Origin of the sequence: Actinomadura sp. NPDC000929, from assembly GCF_040492065.1 — a bacterium.
In the GTDB taxonomy this organism is placed as follows: domain Bacteria; phylum Actinomycetota; class Actinomycetes; order Streptosporangiales; family Streptosporangiaceae; genus Spirillospora; species Spirillospora verrucosospora.
The window spans coordinates 22,989-41,597 of record NZ_JBEUPA010000062.1 but is presented as its reverse complement, the minus strand read 5'-3'; the positions used below and the strand labels follow the sequence as shown (position 1 = coordinate 41,597).

The window sequence follows — 18,609 nt, the reverse complement described above, 5'->3', positions numbered from 1 at the left end:
CGCACACCCCGCGCGACCGCCGCTCCCTCCTGCCGATCTGCCCGGACGTGCGCCAGGGGGCGCACGGCTCCCACGACCCGGGCCACGGCGGGCAGGACGAGCTGCCGGACGGCGTGCCCCCGGCGTCGGGTCCGCGGGTGCTGCGGCGGCGCCTCGGCGGCGGCCCGGTCGCGCCGCTGAAGCTGGCGTCCGGCTGCGACCGGCGCTGCACGTTCTGCGCGATCCCCGCGTTCCGCGGCGCGTACGTGTCGCGCCCGCCCGCGGAGGTGCTGGAGGAGGCGCGCTGGCTCGCCGACCACGGCGTCCGCGAGCTGGTCCTCGTCAGCGAGAACTCCACGTCCTACGGCAAGGACCTCGGCGACCTGCGGGCGCTGGAGAAGCTGCTGCCGGAGCTCGCCGCCGTCGACGGCGTCGAGCGGGTGCGGGTCAGCTACCTGCAGCCCGCCGAGACGCGCCCCGGCCTCATCGAGGCGATCTGCGGCACGCCCGGCGTCGCGCCGTACTTCGACATGTCCTTCCAGCACGCGAGCGGCCCGGTGCTGCGCTCCATGCGCCGGTTCGGCGACCGGGAGCGGTTCCTCGGGCTGCTGGACCAGATCCGGGCGCTGGCGCCGGAGGCGGGCGTGCGCTCCAACTTCATCGTCGGCTTCCCCGGCGAGACCGACGACGACTTCGAGGAGCTGGTGGAGTTCCTGTCCGCAGCCCGGCTCGACGCCGTCGGCGTGTTCGGCTACTCCGACGAGGAGGGTACGGAGGCCGCGAACCTGGACGGCAAGCTCGACCCGGCCGACGTCGCCGCCCGCGTGGAGGAGCTGTCCGGCCTCGCCGAGGAGCTGACCGCGCAGCGCGCCGAGGACCGCGTCGGCTCCGTGGTCCGCGTCCTGCTGGAGGACAAGGCCGACCAGGCCGGGGACGGGGCGCGGGACGGCGGCTTCGAGGGCCGCGCCGAGCACCAGGCGCCCGAGGTGGACGGGACGGTCCTGGTGCGCGGCGAGGGGCTCGCGCTGGGCGACATCGTGGAGGCCCGGGTCGTGGGCAGCGACGGGGTGGACCTCGTCGCGGACGTCTCGTGATCGCCGGCACGCCCGAGCCGGTCGCGGGCACGCCGGATCCGCCACAGGCCGGCGTGTGGAACATCGCCAACGCGCTCACGCTCCTGCGGATCGCGCTGGTGCCGCTCTTCGTCTGGCTGTTCTTCCTGGACGGCACCGGCTGGCGGTTCGCCGCCTTCGCCGTGTTCGCGGTCGCCTCGATCACCGACAAGATCGACGGCGACATCGCCCGGGCGCGCGGCCTCGTCACCGACTTCGGCAAGATCGCCGACCCGATCGCGGACAAGGCGCTCACCGGGGCGGCGCTGATCAGCCTGTCGGCGATGGGCGAGCTGTGGTGGTGGGTGACCGCCGCCATCCTCGTCCGCGAGATCGGCATCACGGTGATGCGGTTCGTCGTCATCCGCCGCGGCGTGATCCCGGCGAGCAAGGGCGGCAAGCTGAAGACGACGCTCCAGGTCTTCGCCATCGGCTTCTACATCCTGCCGGGCCCCCTGGACTACCTGCGCTGGGTCACGATGGGCGCGGCGCTCGTCGTCACGGTCGTCACCGGGATCGACTACGTCGTCCAGGCCTGGCGCATGCGCCGCACGTCCGACGAGACCTCCTGAGCGCCGGCGCGTCGCGAGCCGTCAGGAGGCGGTGAGCTCCTCGCCGACGCGGAGGGCGCCGAGCGCGCGCAGCACGCCGAGCCTTCCGAACATGATCTCGCGGGCGCCGTCGAAGCGCTCCGCGCGGTACCGGGCGAGAGCGCGCAGCGGCTCGGGAGACCGCCGGGCGGTGTCCTGGTCGGTGTTGACGATGACGCACCGGCCGCACGGCCTCACGAGCTCGATGTCCACCTGGTCGCCGCGCAGCCGGGTGACGGAGTCCTCGCCGTAGGGGCCGAGCCCGCGCAGGACGATGTTGGGACGGAAGCGCGCCATCGGGAGGCGGGCGCCCATCCGCCGGTTCAGGTCGTCGAGCGACTCCTCCGACAGCACCGAGACGGGGTAGCCGTCGGCGTACGTCAGGGTGCCGCCGCCGAGCGCGGTGGGGCGCGTCCCGCTGAAGCGGACGAGCCGGCAGGGGAGTCCCAGGGTCTCGGAGAACCAGCCGGCCGCCTCGTCGCCCTGGTCCACTCCCCGGCACGGACGGCGGTGCACGGTGACGTCGCGGGCGGGGCCGTCCACCGCCACGCAGATCAGGGGCGCGGGTGCGAGCGCGGTGTGGACGACGAGCTTCACACCGTCGAACGCGGGATGGAGCAGCGCCAGTTCGGGGACTTCTCGCTGCGACAGATGCCGCCCGTCAGGACGGACGAGCATGAACTCCCGGTCGTGGCGCAGCCCGTCCGGCGAGAGCTCGGCCTCGGCGGCCGGGACCGCCCCCGCGCTCTTGACCGGGAAGACGTTCAGGGCGGCGACAACGGCGATCATGCGTCGGACGTTACGGACCGGCCGGCCGGGCGGCCAGGCGTACGGGCGATACTTGACGCGGATACGTCAGCTTGGAGGCCGAGGGCATGACCGCGCAGGACTTCACCTACCCGGAGGTCGGCGCGACGCGTGACGCCGAACGCCCGGCCGGGTACCGGCACATGCGGCAGCGGACGCTCGTCGGGCGGGGTCCCGCGTCCTTCCGGAACGCCGCGGACGCGGTCATGGAGTTCTGGATGCACCGGGCGCTGCCGGTCCGGGTGGAGGCGTCGGCGCCGCGCGCCGCACCCGGGGTGAGCGTCGTGATCGGGCTGGGCGCCGGGCCGCTGCGCCTGAAGGCGCCCTGCCGGATCGTGTGGACGCGGGAGGAGGAGCGCTACGCCGGATGGGCGTACGGCACGCTTCCGGGCCACCCGGAGTCGGGGGAGGAGTCGTTCGTCGTGCACCTGGACGACGAGGGCGACGTGTGGCTGACGGTCACGGCCTTCAGCCGTCCGGCGACGGCGGCCGCGAGGCTGGCCGGCCCGCTCGGGCGCGTGTTCCAGCGGGCCTATGCCCGCCGCTGCGGAACCGTGCTGCGCCGGCTGGCGCGGGATTAGGTGGGCCGCGGGACCACGCCCACCCCGGTCGTGGCCCCGCGGCCCCGCTTTAGGGGCGCCCCCGCGCTATTCGATTATCCCTGCCGGCGTCCCCGTGCACGAATCGGCGGAATGAGTTTTGACTCACAATGTGACCTGCGCTTCTCGCCATTGTCGGCGGCCGGGGCCGATGACGTGCTGCGACGATGCGCGTCCCGGGCGGCGTCCCGGCCGCGCGCAGCGTCCGGCGCGGTCCGGGCTCGGCGGACATAAACGCGGCCGTCTCTTTTCGCGACGACGGAAAAGCGTTATGCCGGTGGGGCGGGTGTGAAGGCGGGGATCCGGCGGCGTCCTCATTCGGTCGGTTTTTCCGGTGAACCGGCGATCCGCCGGGCCCGTCGCGGGCCCTCGCCGGTAGATTCGGGGATGCTCGCGCGAGGCGGCGGATCCCGCGCGGCGGGGACGGATGGGGACGCGATGCGGGTCGAACTGCTCACCGTGGGGGACGAACTGCTCCTCGGCGACACGATCAACGGGAACGCCGCGTGGCTCGGCCGCCGGCTCGCCGACCACGGCGTCGAGGTCACCCGCAGCGTGGTCGTCGGCGACGAGCTCGACGTGATCGTCGCGGCGGTCGAGTCCGCGCTCGACCGGGCCGACGCGGTCATCACGACCGGCGGGCTCGGCCCCACCTACGACGACGTGACGCGCGACGCCCTCGCCAAGGCGGCGGGCGTCGCCCTGGTCCGCGACCCGGAGCTGGAGCGGCGGCTGCGAGAGCGGGTCGCGCGGGCCGGCCGCGAGCTGCAGCCGATGGCGCTGCGCATGGCGGACGTCCCCGAGGGCGCGCGGCTGCTGGCCAACTCCGCCGGCTCGGCTCCCGGCCTGCGCGTCGAGCTGCCCGGCGGGGTCGCCTACGCGCTGCCGGGCGTGCCGTTCGAGATGCGCACGATCATGGACGAGGTCGTCCTGCCGGAGCTCGCGGAGGTCGCCGGGCTGCCGTCCGTCGCGCGCCGCACGCTGCGCACCGCCCGGCTGTGGGAGTCGGTCATCGCGACCCGCCTGGCCGAGGTGGAGGCGATGGACGGGGTGAAGCTCGCCTACCTGCCCGACCCCGCCGAGGTGAAGATCCGGATCACCGTGGCCGGCCGGGACGCCGCCGGGCGGCTGTTGGACGTGGAGTCGCGCGTCCGGGAGCTGCTCGGCCCGTCGGTCTACGGGGTCGACGACGAGTCACTCGGCCTGGTCGTGCACCGGCTGCTCCTGGAGCGGGGCGAGACCGTCGCCACGGCCGAGTCGCTGACCGGCGGCCTCATCGGCGCCGAGCTGACCGCGACGCCGGGGTCGTCCGGCACCTACGCGGGCGGCATGGTGACCTATGCGACCGACCTGAAGCAGAGGCTGCTCGGCGTGCCGGGCGACCTGCTCGCCGAGCACGGGGCCGTCCACCCGGACGTGGCCGCCGGGATGGCCGCGGGCGTCCGGGACGCGGTCGGGGCGACGTACGGGCTCGCGGTCACGGGCGTCGCCGGCCCCGATCCGCAGGACGGCCGTCCCGTGGGAACGGTCTATATCGGCCTGGCCGGACCTGGAGACTCGCTGACGGTGGTCGGACCGAAACTCCCGGTGCCCGGGACGGGGCCGGAGATCCGTGCGGTGATCCGCCGGATGACCGTCGTGCACGCGCTTGAGCTGCTGAGACGCCGGCTGCTGGGACTTGACGTCGCCGACGTGAGCGGAGAGGCTCGGGCAGATCGGGAAGATCGGGGCTGATTACAGCGTTACGTTGCGAGCGAACACGAAATCAACGGTCTGCCACCGCCGCCGCCAAGGCGGGTACGGTGGAACCGGCAGATGGTCCGAACTGAGGGAGGGAGCGAGACGATGGTCCTGCTTCGCCAGCTGCTCGGTGACGTACTGCGGCAGCTGCGGCTGCGCCAGGGACGCACCCTCCGTGAGGTGTCCGCGGCAGCGCGGGTGTCACTCGGCTACCTCTCCGAGGTCGAGCGGGGTCAGAAAGAGGCCTCTTCGGAGTTGCTGTCCTCTATCTGCAAGGCCCTGGGCGTCCCGCTGTCGCATGTGCTGAGGGAAGTCGCGGATCAGCTTGCCCTCGCCGAGCTGCAGCACGAGCCCGTCATGGCGGGTGCGCCGGAGCACGAGCGCATCTCCGCCGAGAGCATTCCGGAGACCCCGGAGGAGATCACCGGCGAGCTTCGCGCCGACATGGTCGCCGCCTGACCGTTTCCGGCGCGTTCATGCCCCGACCCGGGGTCGCGGGTGTGCGCGGCCTCACGGCATGAACTCGGCATTCCCGGGGAGCTTCCCGTGTTGTAACGGATAACCGTAACGATGCGGAAGGAGCCCGTTCATGGCGTCGGTCAAGAGCCCGCTCAACGACGCGGCACTGAAGGCCGCCGGGGACGCTTTGCAGGGCGCTCTCATCGATCTGATCGATCTCGCTCTGGTCGCCAAGCAGGCGCACTGGAACCTCACCGGACGCAACTTCAAGGTCGTCCACGAGCACCTCGACGAGATCGTCGCGCTGGCCCGCAGCGGCCAGGACGACGTCGCCGAGCGCGCCGTGGCGATCGGGGCGAACCCCGACGGCCGCGTGCGCACGGTCGCCGACCGTACGACGATCCCGCAGCTGGAGGCCGGCTACCTCGCCGACGACAAGGTCGTCGCCGCGATCACCGACATCCTCGCGCAGATCATCGCGCGGTTCCGGGAGCGCATCGAGGCGACCGACGAGCCGGACCCGGTGACGCAGGACCTGCTCATCAGCATCACCGCCGAGCTCGAGAAGCAGCACTGGATGTTCCAGGCGCAGACCTGACCCACCGGCGAAGACCCCGGCCCGCCGCCCGGCGAGGACCGGGGTTTTCTGCGTTCCGCCCCGATTTGATCCGCGATCTGCGGATTATGAGGGATGCACGCACTCTCCCGAGCCCTGCCGCTCGCCGCCGCCCTGCTCGCGCTGGCCGCCTGCGGCTCCGGAAGCGACGGCGCGGGCCGTCCCTGCACGATGATCGGATCCGAGGCCGGCGTGAACCTGGTCGTCCCCGACGGCTCGCGCGTCGCCGCCGCCTCCCTGCGGGCGTGCTGGAACGGGACGTGCCAGGACCCCCGGATCGAGCTGGCGCCGACCTCGAAGGCCGTCTCGACCGGCTGCGACGGCGACGGCCCCGACGCCGTCTGTGGCGCCTCCGCGTCGCCGGACGGCGGCAAGTCGGGCTTCGCGCGGCTCCCCGGCCTCCCCAAGGAGCCCGTCGACATCACCCTCAAGCTGCGCGACGCGAAGGGCCGGACCTCTCTCACCCAGCGCCTCGACGTCACACCGAAAGCCACGTTCCCCAACGGCCCCCACTGCGGCGAAGGCCCCCCGCAGGTGGTGCTGACCGTGGCGAACGGGCGGGTGACCGTCCGCTGATCAGAGATGCGCCAGGACGGTCTCGGCGAACTCGACGGCGAGCGGGCTCAGGGCGTCCCAGCGGCGCGCCGCCCATCCGGCGGTGAGCGGCGGCAGCTCCGGGATCGGAACCAGCCGGACGTCTCCCGGCCCCGCTCCCCATCCGGGCAGCGCGGGCAGGATCGCCTGGCCGAGGTCCAGTTCGGCCAGCAGGAGCGCGGTGTCCCAGTCGGCGACGCTCGTGGTGGACGCGAGCCGCACTCCGTGGCGTTCCAGATGCATCTCCAGATGGACGCGGGACGTCGAGTGCGCGGGCAGTTCGATGTAGCGGATCGCGGCCAGTTCGCCCAGCGCCACGGACGCCCGCGAGGCGAGCGGATCGTCCGCGTGCACGGCGAGCACCCACGGCAGCTCGCACGACGCCCGCTGCTCGACGCCCTCCAGCGCCGGCCCGATCGTCACCCACGCCAGATCCGCCGTGTGCGACCGGACCGCCTCCAGGCACCGGCGGCTCGACCCGGCGGTCTCGAACTGGAGCGCCGCGTCGGGGTGCCGATCCCGGAACTCCGCCACCCCCGCCGCCATGAAATGCCGCACGGTCGTGGCCCCGGTCGCGACCCGGACGGTGCCCCCCACCCCCCGCCGAAGATCGTCGAGCTGGCGCAGCGCGGCGTCCAGCCCGGCGATCCCCTCCCGCGCCGCCTCGTGAAGGACGCGTCCCGCGCGGGTCGGAGCCACCCCGCGCGGCCGCCGCTCCAGCAGCACGAGCCCGGTCTCGCGTTCGAGCCGCTTGACGTGCTGGCTGACGGCCGACTGGCTGCACGACAGCTCCCGCGCCACCGCGCTCAGGTTCCCCGCCGCACAGACCGCTACGAACACACGGAGATCGTCCAAAGTCACCCACCCAAGCTAGACCTTGGAGAGGCCCAACAAAACCCGAGAATTGACTTGGAACACGGACCGGCGCAGGCTCTGCGCAAGGGCGCAGGATCCGGCGACCCGGAAAGGCGGCGACCCGCCCTGGGCTCTCAGGGGGCAGGGCGGGCGCCGACCGGCTGGCAGTGCGGGCACCAGAAGGTCGCCCGCTCATCCTGCTCCGCCCGCTCGATCCGCGTTCCGCACCTGCGGCACGGACGTCCGGCGCGCCCGTACACCCAGTGCTCCCGGCCGCGCCCCAGCTCACCGGTCGTGATGTGGCCGTGCCGCTCCTTGTTGGCCTCCAGAAGGCGGTGAGAGAGCTGCACAAGCCCCAAGATGTCGGGAATGTTCCGCACGGCGGTCCACGGGTTCACGCCCCGCAGGAACAGAACCTCGGCCTTGTAGACGTTGCCGATTCCCGCGACCCTCGTCTGGTCGAGCAGCGCCTCCCCGATCGCCCGCTCCGGCTCCTCCGCCAGCCGCGCGACGGACTCGGCCGCCAGCTCCGGCCCCCACGCCGGATCGAGGAGGTCCGGCCCGAGGTGCCCGACCGCCGCGGCCTCATCGTCGGTGCGCAGCAACTCGACCACCCCCAGCGAGTACCCGACCGCCTGCCACTCCGCGTTCGCCAGCACGAGCCGCACCCGGTGGTCGCGCGGCGGAGGCCCGGCCCTGCGGATCTGCCAGCGCCCCTCCATCTTCAGGTGGGTGTGGACGGTCAGCCCGCCTTCCACCCGCACCAGGAGATGCTTGCCGCGCGAGACCGCGTCCAGGACGGTCCGTCCGCGCAGGTCGACCGTCGCGTACCTCGGCACACGGAAATCCGAGCGCGTCAGCACCCGCCCCTTCAGCGCCTCGCGCAGGCGCCGGGCGGTCAGCCAGACGACGTCGCCCTCGGGCATGTCAGATCAGGGAGGGGCTTTCCCAGGCGGACGGGTCCTCGGTCAGTTTCTGGACGGACGGCGGGAGCTCGCCGGCGGCGATGTGCGCGAGCGTGACCTGCTCCAGGATCGACCGCTCGCTGGCGCGCAGCGCGATCCACACCTCCTGCAGGGACCGCGCGGGCCCCTCGTACCCCACGTGCTCGGGCCGCTCGCCCCGCACGCCGAGCAGCGGCCCGTCGATGGCGCGGATGATGTCGGCCATCGAGATCCGCTCGGCCGGACGCGCCAGCCAGTAGCCGCCCTCGGGCCCCCGCTGGCTTCGTACGAGCCCAGACCGCCGCAGCTGGCCGAGGATGTTCTCCAGGAATTTGGGCGGTATCTGCTGGGCCTCGGCGAGCTGGACCGCGGTCACCGGATGGCTCCCGGCGACCGCCAGCTCGGCGGAGGCGCGTAGCGCGTAGTCGACCCGGGCGGACAATCGCATATTCGCATTATCCCTTGCCGATAGGACCACTTCGGTTCCCGGCGCCCCTCCCGCCAACCCCGAAGCACGGCGCACCGCCGGAACCGGGCTCTTGTCCGGCGATGCGCCGTGGTCTAGAAGGCCACGCGGTCACCCCACACCCCCCGCGCGCCCCAGCACCCCCAACTGCACCAACCTCAACCACCACCGCAACCACGCAACAACCTCAGCCGCCACCGCAAACCCCGCAACGACTTCAGCCGCCACCGCAAACCCCGCAACGACTTCAGCCACCACCGCAACTACGCCAACAACCTCAGCCGCCACCGCAACCCCGCAACAACCTCACTGGTTGCGATCGCGTCCGAAGGCAGGTTCGAGCGAAGCGAGAACCTGATCGCGAAGCGAGCCGCCAAGGCGAGTCGGAGCGATGCAGCGATCGCCCGCATTTTTCGACGATGGAGGGCCGTCAAGGCCCGAAGGAGGAGAAAAGGCAATCAACACAGTCCCAGTAGTTCGGCGGCTGCTTGGGCGTTGGCGGCGGCGGCGCCGTAGGTGGCCATGTAGACGGCGGAGCGGGGGCGCCAGACGGGGAGGCCCATCTCGACGACGACGGTGTCGGGGCGGGCGGTGAGGAGGGCGGTGGTGAGGGCGCGCTGGCCGGCGTGCCGGTGGGCGTCGCGGAGGACGATGACGAGACCGCGCCCCTTGGCACGGTCCAAGACACGTTCCGCCGTCCCGTCCGCGCCGTCGGCCTGGACGGCGTCGGGCGCCCACGGGCGCAGGCCCCAGGGCGTCGGGCCGACCGCGATGTTGCCCGTCGACTCGGTCTCGACGACCAGGGGCGCCGCGGTCCAGCCGGGCAGCGCGCCCGTGACGCGGACGGCGCGGCGGGCGGCCTCCAGGCCGGCGGGCCGGTCGACGGCGGCGGGGCTGTGCCCGGCGAGCCATTCCCTGAGCAGGCGGGTGCGCTCGGCCGCGTCGGCCAGCCTGGCGAGGGGGAGGCGCCCGGCGCGGACGGCCTCGTCGATCGCGGCGAGGGTGGCCTCGACGGTCTCGGCGTGCTCGCGGGGGCCGAGGCACAGCAGGTCGGCGCCCGCGACGAGGGCCCGCACGGATGCCTCCGGGATGCCGATGGCGCCGCTAGCGCCCTGCATGTCGAGCGCGTCGGTGACGATCACGCCCTGGTAGCCGAGCCGCTCGCGGAGCAGGCCGGTGATCGCCTCCGGGGAGAGGGTGGCCGGCGCCCCGTGGGTGATGGCGGGCAGGTTGAGGTGCCCGGTCATCACCGCGCGGGTGCCGGCCGCGATCGCCGCCCGGAACGGGACGAGCTCGCGGCGGTCCAGCAGGTCCAGGTCGGCGTCGACGAGCGGGATCCCGAGGTGGGAGTCGTCCACGGTCGCGCCGTGGCCGGGGAAGTGCTTGGCGCAGGCGGCGACGCCCGCCTCCTGCGTGCCGGTGACGGCGGCGGCGGCGTGCCGCGCGACCAGCGCGGGGTCCGAGCCGAACGAGCGGGTGCCGATGACGGGGTTGTCGTCGGCGGTGTTGACGTCGACCGACGGCGCGAAGTTGAAGTTGACGCCGACCTCGGCCAGTTCGGCGCCGAGCGACCGGTAGATGCGGCGGGTCAGTTCGGGGTCGTCGACGGCGCCGAGCGCGGCGTTGCCCGGGTAGGGGCTGCCGGTCGTGTGGCCGCCGAGGCGGGTGACGTCGCCGCCCTCCTCGTCGATCGTGATGAAGGGGTCGCCGGCCTTGCGCATCTGCGCGGTGAGCGCGGCCAGCGCCTCCGGGCTCGGGACGTTGCCGGTGAGCGCGAAGAGCGTGACGCCGCCGAGGCCGGCCTCCAGCTCGTCCAGGACCCAGTGGGGCGCGGTCGCGCCGGGGAAGGACGGGAGCAGCGTGCCGCGGGCGAGCCGGGCGATCTCGGCCGTGGTCGCGATGTCGTCGGTCGTCACCCCTTCACCGCCCCGGCGGTGAGCCCGGACACCATGCGGCGCTGGACGATCAGGAAGAAGGCGATGACGGGAATGGTGAGCAGCGTGGACGCTGCCATGATGGGCCCCCAGGCGTTGCCGCTGCGGCCGAAGAAGAACTGCAGCATGATCGGCAGGGTGTACTTGGTCTGGTCGTCCAGGAACGTGAACGCGAAGATGAACTCGTTCCAGGCGGTGATGAAGGAGAAGATGCTGGTCGCCACCAGGCCGGGCGCGACGAGCGGGAGCATGACGCGCAGGAACGTCCGGACGGGGCCCGCGCCGTCGATGGCGGCGGCCTCCTCCAGCTCGCGGGGCACCGCGGCGACGAAGCCGCGCAGCATCCAGATCGCGAACGGGACGGCGAACCCGATGTAGACGATGACGAGGCCGGCCAGGCTGTTCAGCAGGTCCAGCTGCTTCAGGTCCAGGAACAGGGGGATGACCAGCGCCTCGCACGGGACCATCTGCACCACCAGCAGCATGATCAGGAAGGTGGTGCGGAAGCGGAACCGGAAGCGGGCGACGGCGATCGCGGCCATCAGCGAGAGCAGCCCCGACACCAGGACGGTGACGAGCGCCAGGATCGCGCTGTTGCGGAAGTACTCCCAGAAGGAGACCTCGGCGATGCCGCCGTTCAGTACCAGGTCGAAGTGCTCCAGCGTCGGATGGGACGGCAGCGGCTTCGGCGTCGTGCTGAAGATCTCGGTGTTGGGCTTGAACGCGGTGGAGGCCATCCAGAAGACGGGGAACACCGCGATCGCGAAGACCAGCAGGCCCGTCCCGTTCAGCAGCAGCTTGCGCGGCAGGCGCCTCATCGGGTCTCCCCCTGACGGACCATGACCCGCACGTAGAGGGCGGTGACGACGAGCAGGATGAGCGTGAGCACGAGCGCGATCGCCGAGCCCATGCCGAGTTTCGGATTCAGCGAGCCGAACGCCTCGGAGTAGCCGTACAGCGACAGGTTGAACGCGTCGCGGTTGGCCATCCCGGCCATGATGAACAGCTGCGTGAAGACCTTGAAGTCCCAGATGATCGACATGACGACCAGCACGAGGAAGATCGGCTTGAGCATCGGGTAGGTGAGGCTCCAGAACGTCCGCCACGGTCCGGAGCCGTCGACCCGGGCCGCCTCGTACAGCTCGCCCGGGACGCTCTTCAGCCCGGCCAGCACGGACACCGCGACGAACGGGCACGCCTGCCAGACGACGCACACGGTGAGGACGGTGTAGGTGGACAGCGGCGTGGCGAACCAGTTGTAGTCGCTCCAGCCGCCGCCGACCAGGAAGTTCGGCAGCAGGTCCAGGCACCAGTTGACCAGGCCGCCGGTGGTGCCGAACAGCCAGCTGAAGATGATCGCGGCGGTGACCGGCGGGGTCGCCCAGGCGACCATGACGCCGCCGGCGACGAAGCTCGACATCCGCTTGCCGAGCTTGTTGAGCAGCAGCCCCACCAGCGTCCCGACGACCAGGGTCAGGGACACCGCGACGACGGCGAACAGCACGGTGTGCCGCAGGGTCTGCCAGAAGAACGGGTCGTTGAAGATCTTGTCGAAGTTCTCGGTCCCCACCGTCTCGGCCGGCTCGCCGCGCAGCTGGCGGTTGCCGACCTTCTGGAACGACATGACCCCGATCTGGATCATGGGCCAGAACATCAGGACGGCGATCACGAGCACGGTGGGCGCGATCAGCAGGTAGGGCCCGAAGCGGGGCCTGCGGCGGGGGCGCGCCCGGCCGGACGTTCTCCGGCCGGGCGCTCTCCGCACCGCGGGAGCGGTGTCGAGCATGGACGTTCCGATCAGCCGGGTACTACGGGTTCAGCAGCGTGTTGGCCTGCTCGTTCGCCTTCTTCATCTCCTCCTCGGCGGACTTGCCCTGCATGATCGCCTTGACGGCGTTCGGCAGCACCTTCTTGGCCTGCTCGAACTCGCCCCAGCCGGCGCTGATCGGCGGGAACTTGGTGTTGCCGGCGATCGAGGTGAAGACCTCCAGCTTGGGGTCGGAGAACTTCACGTCCGACCGCATGGAGGAGAAGCCGCTGTAGTCCGCCCAGATCTTGGCGTTCTTGGCGTCGTTCAGCAGCGTGATGTAGTCGAAGGCCGCGCTCTTGGCCTTGCTGTCCTTCCAGACCGCGAGGTCGGAGCCGCCCGCCATGACCGGGGCGTTGCCGCCGGTCTTGCTCGGGATCGGGAAGACGCCCCACTTGTCGGCGTTCTTCTCGGAGATCTTCTTCATCTCCTTGAGCGCCCAGCTGCCGTCGACGTACATGCCGAGCTTGCCGAGCGCGAAGTCGCGCTGCGGGCCCTCCAGCTCGTTCTTGCCGACGTACTTGGCGGGCGCGACCTTCTCGGTGGTGACGAGCCCGGCGTAGTACTTGACCGCCTCGACCGCCTGCGGCTGGTCGAGCTGGCCCTTGAAGCCGCCCTTGCCGTCGTCGACGGCGACCTCGCCGCCGTTGCCCCACACGAAGCTGAGCAGCGCGTTGGTCTGGTCGCTCGGGATGCCGATGCCGGGGACCTTCTTGGCCTCCTGCACCTTCTTCGCGGCGGCGGTGAGGTCCGCCCACGTCTTCGGCGGCTGGATGCCGAGCTCCTGGAACCAGTCCGTCCGGTACCAGACGCCGCGGACGCCGCCGTACCACGGCACCGCGTAGGTCTTGCCGTCCGCGGTGTCGTTGCCGAGCGCGGTCTTGTTCAGCGTCTTGCCGTCGGCCCAGCCCTTGAACTCGTCGGTGATGTCGGCGAGGCTGCCCTGCTCGATGTGGGACTGGACGTCGGTGTTGCCGAGCTCGGTGACGTCGGGGCCCTCGCCGCCGGCCGCCGCCTTCTGGAAGGTGGTGGCGACCTGCGGCCACGGCACGTACTTGACCTGGACGTCGGTGTTCGGGTGCTTCTTCTTGAACTCGGCCTCGACGCCGTCGAGGATCTTGGTCTGCTCGGGCGTGCCGTCGCCCATCATCCAGACCTTGAGCTGCGCCGGGTCCTTGCCGTCGCCCGCGTCGCCGTCCTTGCCGTCGCCGCCGCAGGCCGTGGCGGCCAGGGCGATCGCGGCCGTCACGGCCGCAACCTTGATGTACTTCACTGGGGGTTCCTTTCCGGCATCGCCTCGCGCGGCCTTGTGGCCTGCGGTGCGAGTGGAGACGGCGCGGACCCTTTAGGGTCCCAGCCATGCCCCTCTCGCGTTCGCATCGCTCGCGGGCGCCCTGCTCGCCAGTCCGCGCTCTGCGAGCGCCCCCGACCCGGGGTACCGTGCCGGTCGGCGCTTGGGCGTAAACTAACAAGAAACTTTCCTAAACAAAACTGCTCGTTAGCGGATTGAGACATCAGGGGTCGCAATGGCAAGACGCCCGGGAACGCCGAGGCTGCTGCGTGAGCTGAACGACCGCGCGGCGCTGGACCTGCTCGTCGAGCAGGGCCCGCTCACCCGCGCGCAGATCGGCGAGCACACCGGGCTGTCGAAGGTGACCGCGTCCCAGCTGCTGTCACGGCTGGAGGAGCGCGGGCTCGTCTCGGTGGTGGGGGAGCAGGCCGGGGGGCGGGGCCCCAACGCCGCACTCTATGCGGTCGTCCCGTCCAGCGCGTACGTCGCGGGCCTGGAGGTCGGGCCCGACGGGGTGACGGCCGGCGTCGCCGACATCACCGGCCACATCGTCGCCCAGGTGACCGTGGACCCCAACGGCGCCGACGACCCCGTCAAGATGGTGCACAGCGCCGTCGTCAAGGCGTGCCGCTCGGCCAAGGTCGCGGTGTCGAAGCTGAGCGCGTTCGTCATCGGGACGCCCGGCGTCGTCGACCCGCGCTCCGGCGACGTCCAGTTCTCCTTCGACCTGCCCGCCTGGCACGAGGGCGTCCTCGCCGCGCTGCGCACCGACCTGCGCCGCCCCGTGACCATCGAGAACGACGTGAACCTCGCCGCGATCGCCGAGCGGGCCTACGGGGCCGCCCGCGACGCCGACGACTTCGCGCTCATGTGGCTCGACCGCGGCATGGGCCTGTCGGTGATGCTGGGCGGACGGCTGCACCGCGGCCGGTGGGGCGGCGCGGGGGAGATCGGCTACCTTCCCGTCCCCGGGGCGCCGCTGCCGGTCGGAGCCGCCCGGCGCGCCACGCAGGACGAGGGGGTCACCGAGTCGACGACCTGGGGGATCCCGACCCTTGCCGGCGGCTACGGGGCCCTGGTGGGCGCCGACGCGGTCCGAGCCCTCGCCCACCAGCACGGCATCGCCGAGCCGACCGCCGTGGACTGCGTCCGCGCGGCCGCCGCCGACGAGGACCGCGGCGGGCCGTTCCTCGACGAGCTCGCCGACCGCATCTCCTACGGCGTGACCTCGGTCAACATCGTCCTGGACCCGGGGCTCATGGTGCTGTCGGGCAGCCTCGGCCGGGCCGGGGGGCGGCCGCTGGCCACCCGCATCGAGTCGATCGTCGGCCGGATCAGCCCGACCCGCCCCGCCGTCGCCGTCACCGGCGTGAAGGGCAACCCCGTCCTGCGAGGCGCCCTGCACGCGGCGCTGGAGCAGGCCCGCGACGACGTCTTCTCGGCCGCGGGGGCATCGTAGGAAGGCGCGTCGGCGAAGCGGGAAGCGCCCGCGCCCGGCGGGCGCGGGCGCTTCCCGATCGCGCGGTGGACCGTTCCCCTACTTGGCGGACGCCGCCGCGACGGCGACCTCCGGATGACGCCGAGGGTCGTTCAGCGCGCGGTCGATGACGGTCTGGCTGATGATCTGACGCTTGCGCCGGAGAGCGGCGGCCTTGCGTGCCGTAGGTGTCATGCCGAAACCCCGTTCCGCGGTGGCGCTTTCCCCTGGGCCACCGCAAACCCCGTGATGCGGCCATGCTCTCAAACGAAAGGGCCGGGGGGTATCCGCCCGAGGAATGAATTCGAGGTCAGACCAACAGCGGAGGCCCGCCCTGGACAGTCCCGGGCCCGGCGCGCTGAGATCATGGGGAACGCCGACTTCTACCCGCCCGTTGGGGGAACCGTGAGCGACGAACCGAGGGGACTTCATGGCGCTGCGTGACCGTCTGCGGCGCCTCGTCCAGAAGCCGGGAAGCGTCGATCTCGCGCCGCTGCGCGCCCTGGTGGACGAGGCGGCGGCGCGCGAGTCCCGCGTCCGGGAGCTGCCGGACGCGGAGCTGACCGCCGCCGCGTCCGCCCTCCGCCGGAAGGAGGACCTCGCGGAGCTGTGCGCCCTCGGCCGGGAGGCCGCCCGGCGGACCCTGGGGGAGCGGCCCTTCGACGTGCAGCTCCTCGGAACGCTCGCGATGCTGTCGGGGCACGTCGCCGAGATGGCCACCGGCGAGGGCAAGACCCTGGCGGGCGCCCTGGCGGCGGCCGGGCACGCGCTGCGCGGCCACCGGGTCCACGTGATGTCGGTCAACGACTACCTGGCGCGGCGCGACGCCGAGTGGATGGGCCCGCTCTACGCGATGCTGGGCGTCACCGTCGCCTGGGTCGGCCAGTCGTCCACCCCCGCCGAGCGGCGCGAGGCCTACCGGGCGGACGTGACGTACGCGCCGGTCAGCGAGGTCGGGTTCGACCTGCTCCGGGACCGGCTCGCCACCGGCGCCGCCGACCTCGTGCTGCCCGAGCCGTCCGTCGCGCTGATCGACGAGGCCGACTCGGTGCTGGTGGACGAGGCCATGGTGCCGCTCGTGCTCGCGGGCGCCGCCGACCTCGACGCCGCGGATCCGCGGCACGCCGACCTGGTCCGGCGGCTGCGCCCCGGGCTGCACTACGCCACCGACGACGAGGCGCGCAACGTCCAGCTCACGGCGGCCGGGGCGCGCGAGGTGGAGCGCGCCCTCGGGCTCGACCTCTACGCGCCGGAGAACCTCGCCGCGCTCACCGCCGTGAACGTGGCGCTGCACGCGGAGGTCCTGCTGCACCGCGACGTGGACTACATCGTCCGCGACGGCGCGGTGAAGCTGGTCAGCGAGTCGCGGGGCCGGGTCGCCCTGCTGCAGCGCTGGCCGGACGGCCTGCAGGCGGCGGTCGAGGCGAAGGAGGCCCTGGACGCCTCCCCGAGCGGGGAGATCCTCGACTCGATCACCGTGCAGGAGCTGATCGGGCGCTATCCCGTCCGGTGCGGCATGACGGGCACCGCGATGGCCGTCGCCGGGCAGCTGACCGAGTTCTACTCGCTGCCGATCGCGGTCGTCCCGCCGAACCGGCCGTGCGTCCGCGAGGACGAGCCGGACCGCCTCTACGCGACCGCCGCCGACAAGGAGGTCGCGATCGTCGAGGAGATCGCCGCCGCGCACGCCGAGGGGCGTCCGGTGCTGGTCGGGACGGGCGACGTCGCCGAGTCCGAGCGGCTGGCCCGCCGGCTGGCCCGCGCCGGGCTCGACCGGGTCGTCCTCAACGCCAAGAACGACGCCGAGGAGGCCGCGATCATCGCGGAGGCGGGCGCGTACGGCGCGATCACCGTCTCCACCCAGATGGCCGGCCGGGGCACCGACATCCGGCTGGGCGGCAGCCCCTCGCCGTCCGCCCCGGGCACGGCCCCGGCCGAGCGGGACGGCGCCGACCACGACCGGGTCGCGCGCGCCGGCGGCCTGCTGGTCATCGGGACGGGCCGCTACCACAGCAGCCGCCTGGACGACCAGCTCAGGGGCCGGGCCGGACGGCAGGGCGACCCCGGCGGCTCGGTGTTCTTCACCAGCCTCCAGGACGACCTCGTCACCCGCTACGCGCCGGACGAGGAGTCGACGGCGCCCGCCGGAGACGACGGGCTCATCACCGACAAGGGCGCGCACTGGATCGTCGGCCACGCCCAGCGCGTCGCGGAGGGCGTCGACCTGGAGCTGCACCGCAACACGTGGCGGTACAACCATCTGATCGGGCTCCAGCGGCGGGAGGTGCTCGCCGAGCGCGACGCCGTCCTGCACGGCGACGCCGCCGACAAGGCCATGGCGGCCGACGCCCCGGACCGGCACGCCGAGCTCACCGCGATCGCGGGCGCGGAGGCGGTGGCCGGCGCCGCGCGGCAGATCGTCCTGTACCAGCTGGACCGCTGCTGGGCCGAGCACCTGGCTTTCCTCGCCGACCTGCGCGAGGGCATCCACCTGCGGTCGCTCGGCCGCGGCCTGGACCCGCTGGTCGAGTTCAACCGGGAGGCCGTCCCGGCGGGCAAGCGGCTCCTGTCCGACGCGCGGAAGCGGTCCGTGGCCGCCTTCGAGGCCCTCACCGCCTCCGAGGACGGCGTCGACCTCGACTCCGCGGGGCTGAAGCGGCCGTCGGCGACCTGGACCTACCTCGTCCACGACAACCCGTTCGGGTCCCTGGACGAGCGGGCCCTGCGCGGGCTGATCAACATGTTCAGGGGGCGGCGGCGCTGAGCTCCCGGGGCACGATCGCCTCGGCGGCGGCGCGGGCGAGGGCCGCCGCGTCGCGGACGCCGGCCACGCTGAAGGCCACGATCGCGCCCTCGTGCAGGATGAGCAGCTGGTCGGCCAGCACGCCGTCGCCCACCAGGCCGGCGTAGAGGGCGCGCACCCACGCCTTCTGCTCGGCGGCCGCCCCGTGGACCGGGTGGGACGGGTCGGGCAGCTCGGCGCAGGCGTTCACCATCGAGCATCCGCGCCCGCACTCGGCGGCCATCCACTCGCCGAGGGCGTCGAAGGTGGCGAGCACCCGCTCGCGGGCGCCGCCGGCCTCGGCGATCCGGCCGGTCGTGAAGGCGCGCCACCGCTCGTCGCGGGCCCGCAGGTAGGCCAGGATCAGCGCGTCCTTCGAGCCGAACCGGTCGTAGACGGTCTTCTTCGTGACGCCCGCCTCGGCGGCGATCAGCTCCATGCCGACCGAGCCGATGCCGCGCTCGTAGAACAGCTCGCTCGCGGCCTGGAGGACCCGCCGGGCGGCGGGGGTGAGCGGCCGGTCGTGCGCGGACATCTCGGCTCCTTCCTCCGGGGGT

General features: G+C 72.7%; 19 protein-coding genes. 9 read left to right on the top strand and 10 right to left on the bottom strand.

Annotated elements, in window-relative coordinates; all coding sequences use genetic code 11:
- Window positions 1-1,073, top strand: a 1,073-nt coding sequence (locus ABWI04_RS21985; protein ID WP_353833613.1) for a MiaB/RimO family radical SAM methylthiotransferase, incomplete at its 5' end; no start/stop codon positions are given.
- Window positions 1,070-1,663 carry a CDP-diacylglycerol--glycerol-3-phosphate 3-phosphatidyltransferase gene (gene pgsA / locus ABWI04_RS21980; protein WP_345174265.1) on the top strand — a complete coding sequence of 198 codons (594 nt, stop codon included), beginning with the start codon at window positions 1,070-1,072 and terminating at the stop codon, window positions 1,661-1,663. The genes ABWI04_RS21985 and pgsA, both read left to right, overlap by 4 nt.
- Window positions 1,664-1,684: 21 nt before the next feature.
- Here pgsA and ABWI04_RS21975 read toward each other — a convergent pair whose 3' ends face one another.
- On the bottom strand, window positions 1,685-2,470 hold the full coding sequence (locus ABWI04_RS21975) for an MOSC domain-containing protein (RefSeq protein ID WP_353833612.1): 786 nt from the start codon (window positions 2,468-2,470) through the stop codon (window positions 1,685-1,687).
- Between the two features lie 86 nt (window positions 2,471-2,556).
- Here ABWI04_RS21975 and ABWI04_RS21970 point away from each other — a divergent pair, with 86 nt between their 5' ends.
- The 5 genes from ABWI04_RS21970 (at window position 2,557) to ABWI04_RS21950 (ending at window position 6,478) form a co-directional block, all read left to right on the top strand.
- A complete protein-coding gene (locus tag ABWI04_RS21970; protein ID WP_353833611.1) occupies window positions 2,557-3,069 on the top strand; it encodes a DUF1990 domain-containing protein in 513 nt (170 codons plus the stop codon).
- 456 nt (window positions 3,070-3,525) lie between these two features.
- Window positions 3,526-4,821, top strand: a complete 1,296-nt coding sequence (locus tag ABWI04_RS21965) for a CinA family nicotinamide mononucleotide deamidase-related protein (protein WP_353833610.1) — start codon at window positions 3,526-3,528, stop codon at window positions 4,819-4,821.
- 111 nt (window positions 4,822-4,932) lie between these two features.
- Window positions 4,933-5,286 carry a helix-turn-helix domain-containing protein gene (locus tag ABWI04_RS21960; protein WP_089313015.1) on the top strand — a complete coding sequence of 118 codons (354 nt, stop codon included), beginning with the start codon at window positions 4,933-4,935 and terminating at the stop codon, window positions 5,284-5,286.
- A 130-nt stretch (window positions 5,287-5,416) separates the two neighbouring features.
- Window positions 5,417-5,884 (top strand): Dps family protein, encoded by a 468-nt coding sequence (locus ABWI04_RS21955; protein WP_345174272.1) that lies wholly within the window; start codon window positions 5,417-5,419, stop codon window positions 5,882-5,884.
- 93 nt (window positions 5,885-5,977) lie between these two features.
- A complete protein-coding gene (locus ABWI04_RS21950) occupies window positions 5,978-6,478 on the top strand; it encodes a hypothetical protein (RefSeq protein WP_345174274.1) in 501 nt (166 codons plus the stop codon).
- Here the strand turns inward: ABWI04_RS21950 and ABWI04_RS21945 are convergent, their stop codons facing one another.
- The 7 genes from ABWI04_RS21945 to ABWI04_RS21915 all read right to left on the bottom strand — a co-directional run bounded on the left by ABWI04_RS21945 (window position 6,479) and on the right by ABWI04_RS21915 (window position 13,775).
- Entirely contained in the window at window positions 6,479-7,357 is an 879-nt protein-coding gene (locus tag ABWI04_RS21945) for a LysR family transcriptional regulator (protein WP_345174276.1), read from the bottom strand.
- A gap of 128 nt (window positions 7,358-7,485) precedes the next feature.
- A complete protein-coding gene (locus ABWI04_RS21940) occupies window positions 7,486-8,277 on the bottom strand; it encodes a DNA-formamidopyrimidine glycosylase family protein (protein WP_353833609.1) in 792 nt (263 codons plus the stop codon).
- Between the two features lies 1 nt (window position 8,278).
- On the bottom strand, window positions 8,279-8,743 hold the full coding sequence (locus ABWI04_RS21935) for an RrF2 family transcriptional regulator (RefSeq protein ID WP_345174280.1): 465 nt from the start codon (window positions 8,741-8,743) through the stop codon (window positions 8,279-8,281).
- 476 nt (window positions 8,744-9,219) lie between these two features.
- Window positions 9,220-10,677, bottom strand: a complete 1,458-nt coding sequence (locus ABWI04_RS21930) for a glycoside hydrolase family 3 protein (protein ID WP_353833608.1) — start codon at window positions 10,675-10,677, stop codon at window positions 9,220-9,222.
- Entirely contained in the window at window positions 10,674-11,513 is an 840-nt protein-coding gene (locus ABWI04_RS21925; RefSeq protein WP_345174285.1) for a carbohydrate ABC transporter permease, read from the bottom strand. The genes ABWI04_RS21930 and ABWI04_RS21925 overlap by 4 nt, the downstream gene beginning before the upstream one ends.
- The gene (locus ABWI04_RS21920) at window positions 11,510-12,481 is read right to left on the bottom strand and encodes a carbohydrate ABC transporter permease (protein WP_345174288.1); all 972 of its coding nucleotides are present in this window, start codon (window positions 12,479-12,481) and stop codon (window positions 11,510-11,512) included. The genes ABWI04_RS21925 and ABWI04_RS21920 overlap by 4 nt, the downstream gene beginning before the upstream one ends.
- Window positions 12,482-12,503: 22 nt before the next feature.
- Window positions 12,504-13,775: an extracellular solute-binding protein gene (locus ABWI04_RS21915; protein ID WP_345174291.1), complete on the bottom strand. Its 1,272-nt coding sequence runs from the start codon at window positions 13,773-13,775 to the stop codon at window positions 12,504-12,506.
- Between the two features lie 253 nt (window positions 13,776-14,028).
- Between ABWI04_RS21915 and ABWI04_RS21910 the strand changes: the two genes are divergently transcribed.
- Entirely contained in the window at window positions 14,029-15,252 is a 1,224-nt protein-coding gene (locus ABWI04_RS21910) for an ROK family transcriptional regulator (protein WP_345174292.1), read from the top strand.
- Window positions 15,253-15,330: 78 nt separating this feature from the next.
- Here ABWI04_RS21910 and ABWI04_RS21905 read toward each other — a convergent pair whose 3' ends face one another.
- Entirely contained in the window at window positions 15,331-15,465 is a 135-nt protein-coding gene (locus ABWI04_RS21905; RefSeq protein WP_258938661.1) for a hypothetical protein, read from the bottom strand.
- A 235-nt stretch (window positions 15,466-15,700) separates the two neighbouring features.
- Between ABWI04_RS21905 and secA2 the strand changes: the two genes are divergently transcribed.
- Entirely contained in the window at window positions 15,701-18,034 is a 2,334-nt protein-coding gene (gene secA2 / locus ABWI04_RS21900) for an accessory Sec system translocase SecA2 (RefSeq protein WP_353833607.1), read from the top strand.
- Here secA2 and ABWI04_RS21895 read toward each other — a convergent pair.
- Entirely contained in the window at window positions 18,015-18,587 is a 573-nt protein-coding gene (locus tag ABWI04_RS21895) for a TetR/AcrR family transcriptional regulator (RefSeq protein WP_353833605.1), read from the bottom strand. The genes secA2 and ABWI04_RS21895 overlap by 20 nt on opposite strands.
- Window positions 18,588-18,609 lie beyond the last annotated feature (22 nt).

Bases quoted from the DNA above. Each gene is read 5' to 3' on its own strand.
- ABWI04_RS21905 (WP_258938661.1), bottom strand. From the start codon at position 15,465: ATGACACCTACGGCACGCAAGGCCGCCGCTCTCCGGCGCAAGCGTCAG.
- ABWI04_RS21975 (WP_353833612.1), bottom strand. From the start codon at position 2,470: ATGATCGCCGTTGTCGCCGCCCTGAACGTCTTCCCGGTCAAGAGCGCG.
- ABWI04_RS21910 (WP_345174292.1), top strand. From the start codon at position 14,029: ATGGCAAGACGCCCGGGAACGCCGAGGCTGCTGCGTGAGCTGAACGAC.
- secA2 (WP_353833607.1), top strand. From the start codon at position 15,701: ATGGCGCTGCGTGACCGTCTGCGGCGCCTCGTCCAGAAGCCGGGAAGC.
- ABWI04_RS21950 (WP_345174274.1), top strand. From the start codon at position 5,978: ATGCACGCACTCTCCCGAGCCCTGCCGCTCGCCGCCGCCCTGCTCGCG.
- ABWI04_RS21965 (WP_353833610.1), top strand. From the start codon at position 3,526: ATGCGGGTCGAACTGCTCACCGTGGGGGACGAACTGCTCCTCGGCGAC.
- ABWI04_RS21970 (WP_353833611.1), top strand. From the start codon at position 2,557: ATGACCGCGCAGGACTTCACCTACCCGGAGGTCGGCGCGACGCGTGAC.
- ABWI04_RS21925 (WP_345174285.1), bottom strand. From the start codon at position 11,513: ATGAGGCGCCTGCCGCGCAAGCTGCTGCTGAACGGGACGGGCCTGCTG.
- ABWI04_RS21960 (WP_089313015.1), top strand. From the start codon at position 4,933: ATGGTCCTGCTTCGCCAGCTGCTCGGTGACGTACTGCGGCAGCTGCGG.
- ABWI04_RS21935 (WP_345174280.1), bottom strand. From the start codon at position 8,743: ATGCGATTGTCCGCCCGGGTCGACTACGCGCTACGCGCCTCCGCCGAG.
- ABWI04_RS21955 (WP_345174272.1), top strand. From the start codon at position 5,417: ATGGCGTCGGTCAAGAGCCCGCTCAACGACGCGGCACTGAAGGCCGCC.
- ABWI04_RS21895 (WP_353833605.1), bottom strand. From the start codon at position 18,587: ATGTCCGCGCACGACCGGCCGCTCACCCCCGCCGCCCGGCGGGTCCTC.
- ABWI04_RS21940 (WP_353833609.1), bottom strand. From the start codon at position 8,277: ATGCCCGAGGGCGACGTCGTCTGGCTGACCGCCCGGCGCCTGCGCGAG.
- ABWI04_RS21920 (WP_345174288.1), bottom strand. From the start codon at position 12,481: ATGCTCGACACCGCTCCCGCGGTGCGGAGAGCGCCCGGCCGGAGAACG.